The 3,416-nt window shown below is 71.8% G+C and carries 2 protein-coding genes; both read right to left on the reverse strand.

Features of this window, described 5'->3' with window-relative positions:
- The coding region (locus tag IEY93_RS37215; RefSeq protein ID WP_268241612.1) for a non-ribosomal peptide synthetase at positions 1 to 3,255 on the reverse strand (3,255 nt) is incomplete at its 3' end.
- On the reverse strand, positions 3,252 to 3,416 hold a 165-nt coding region (locus IEY93_RS39910), incomplete at its 5' end, for a phosphopantetheine-binding protein (RefSeq protein WP_373291561.1). The genes IEY93_RS37215 and IEY93_RS39910, both read right to left, overlap by 4 nt.

A 3,416-nucleotide genomic window follows, 5' to 3' on the forward strand; every position in this document is an offset into this window, starting at 1 on the left:
GAGCAGTGAGTGGCCGCCCAGGTCGAAGAAGTCGTCGTCGATGCCGACCTGCTCGACCCCCAGCACCTGGGAGAACAACTCGCAGAGCACTTCCTCGCGCTCCCCGCGCGGGCCGCGTCCACCGCCGCCCTCCCACGCCGGAACCGGCAACGCCGCCCGATCCAGCTTCCCGTTCAACGTCAACGGCAACCGATCGACCACCATCACCACCGACGGCACCATGAACTCCGGCAACCGCTCCCGCACGAACGCCCGCACCACCTGCCCGTCCAGGCCGGTATCGGCGGCGACCGCACCGGAGCGATCTCGCCCCTCGTCGTCCGCCCATCCGTCGCCGTTCACCGACCCGTGGCCATCGCCCGGCTCCTGGTCGTCGTCCGGGTCCTGGTCATCCGCCGGCTTCTGCCCGTTCGCCGCCGCCTGGCCGGTGGCCGACCCCTGGTGGCCGTTGATCCGGCCGTGACCGTTGGCGGAGGCGGCGTCGGGTGCGGTCTCTCCGGCGGGGACGATGTAGGCGACCAGGCGGGCCAGGCCGTCCGGGCCCTGCCAGGGCACCACCGCCGCCTGACCGACCGCCGGGTGCGCCGACAGCGCGGCCACCACCTCGCCCGGCTCCACCCGGAACCCACGCACCTTGACCTGGTCATCGACCCGGCCCACGAACTCCAAAACCCCGGCCCGGTTCCACCGCACCACATCCCCGGTCCGATACATCCGCGACCCCGCCGGACCGAACGGATCCGCCACGAAGCGCTCCGCCGTCAACCCCGGCCGGCCCGCATACCCCCGCGCCAACCCGACACCCGCCACGTACAACTCACCCGTGGCACCCGGCGGCACCAACCCCAGACCCGGATCCAGGACATAGACCCGCACGTTGTCGATCGGACCACCGATCGGCACCGGCGAGGGCCACTCCCCGGCGTCCTCCCCCAACGGGAAAGCCGTCACCAACTGCGTCTCGGTCGGCCCGTACTGGTTCGACAGCCGACGCCCCGCACGCCCCATCCCCGCACGCAACGCCACATTCGGCACCAAAGCCTCACCGGCCTGGAACACCTCCACCAACGGCAGATCCACCCCCACACCCGCCGCCGCCTCGAACAACGCGTTCACCGCCAAACTCGGCGCGAACACCTCCCCCACCCCATGAACAGCCATCCACCGCGCCAGCAACACCGGATCCCGGCGCGTCCCCTCATCCGGCACCACCAGCACCCGGCCACCCAGCAACGCCGACAAGATCTCCTGCGCCGCCACATCGAACCCCAGCGACGCGAACTGCCCCACCCGACGCCCCACACCATCCGCATACGCCCGCACATGCCACTTCACGACACTCACCACAGCCCGCCCCAGGATCAGCACCCCCTTGGGCCGGCCGGTCGAGCCGGACGTATAGACCAGGTAGAACGGATGCTCCGGCCGCAGCACACTCGTCCGATCGGCGTCGGTGACCGTCGCGGGCGAGACCTCGGCCAGCCGGGACACCATCCGCGGATCGTCCAGCACCAGCAGCCGATCGGCCCGGTGACCGGGCAGCCGGCCGACCACCGAAGCGGTCGTCACCACCGCCACCGGGTTCGCGTCGTCGAGCATGTGACCCAGCCGGTCCACCGGATGATCCGGATCCATCGGCAGATACGCCGCACCCGACGTGACCACCGCCAACAGAGCCACGACCATCTCCACCGAGCGCGGCACCACGACCGCCACCACCCGCTCAGGCCCCGCACCATGCTCGACCAGCACCCGCGCCAACCGGTTCACCCGCCCGGCCAGCTCCGCGAACGACACCTCGCCCTCCGCGCCGACCACCGCCACCGCACCCGGCGTCCGCGCCACGGCATCCGCCAGCAGATCCGGCACCGTCCGCGACTCCACCGGCACCCGCGTGTCATTCCACTCACCCAGCAGAACCTCACGCTCGACCGGATCCAGCACCTCCAGCGCACCCAACCGCCGCCCCGGATCGGCCACCGCCGCCACCAGCAGACGCCGCAACCGCTCCACCAGCGTCTCGACCGTCGCCCGGTCGAACAGGTCGGTGCTGTACTCGACGCCCACGGTCAGCCCCGACCGGGCGCCGTCCGAGCTGTGGGTGATGCTGAACATCAGGTCGAAGCGGGCGGTGCCGGTGGGCACGACGATCGGCGAGAGTTCGAGGTCCTTGAGGCGCAGCGCGTCGTCGGGCGAGTTCTGCACGACGAGCAGCACCTGGAACAGCGGATGGTGAGCGGCGGACCTGGCCGGGTTGAGCACCTCCACCAGGTACTCGAACGGCACGTCCTGGTTGGCGTACGCGCCGAGCGCGGTCTCCCGGACCCGGCCCAGCAGGTCGCGGAACGACGGTTCGCCGGAGGTGTCGTTCCTGAACACCAGGGTGTTGACGAAGAAGCCCACCAGGTCGTCCAGGGCCTCGTCGGTACGCCCGGCGATCGGCACCCCGATCGGCACGTCGGTCCCGGCGCCCATCCGGGTCAGCAGGGCGGCCACCCCCGCCTGCAGGACCATGAACAGGCTGGTCCCCGACTCGCGGGCGAGATCGAGCAGGCCGTCGTGCAGTCCGGCGTCCCACCGGGCGGTCAGCAGTTCCCCCCGGTAGGAGGCCACCGTGGGCCGAGGGCGGTCGGCGGGGAGCTGGATCTGCTCGGGCAGCCCGGCGAGCCGCTCACGCCAGTAGGCGGTCTGACGTGCCAGCACGCTGTCGGGATCGCCGGCGTCACCCAGCAGCTCGCGCTGCCAGAGGGCGTAGTCGACGTACTGCACCGGCAGCTCGGGGAGGACCGGCCGTTCCCCGAGGCTGCGCGCCTCGTACGCCGCCATCAGGTCACGGGACAGCGGCGCGAAGGACCAGCCGTCGCACACGATGTGGTGCATGAGCACCATCAGCACGTGCTCGCGCGGGCCGAGCGTGAACAGGTGCGTCCGCACCAGCGGCTCGCCGCCGAGGTCGAAGCGGTGCCGGGCGGCGCGTTCCAGCAGCTCGGGCAGGTCATGCTCGGTGGCCTCGATCACCTCCAACGCCGGCGCGGCCTCCTCGGGGGCCAGGATGAGCTGGTACGGCTCGCCGTCCCGCTCGGGGAACACCGTGCGCAGCGCCTCGTGCCGCGCGACCACGTCGGCCAGCGCCGCGCGCAGCGCGTCCACGTCCAGCTCGCCGCGGAACCGCAGGGTCCACGGCATGTTGTAGGCCGGGCCCTCCAGCCGGTGCAGGAACCACAGCCGCCGCTGGGCGAAGGAGAGGGGGGTCATGGCTTGACGGCTCCTTCCGGCCGGGGCCTGCGCACGAGCGCCGGTCTGACCTTGGCCGAAGTGTCCAGGCGGTCCACCAGGGCGGCGACCGTCGGTGCTTCGAAGAGGGCACGGACGGGGAGTTCGGCGCCCAGGCGGCTGCGGACGCGGCTGACGAGCTT

This window comes from Sphaerisporangium melleum (assembly GCF_014646695.1).
GTDB lineage: Bacteria > Actinomycetota > Actinomycetes > Streptosporangiales > Streptosporangiaceae > Sphaerisporangium > Sphaerisporangium melleum.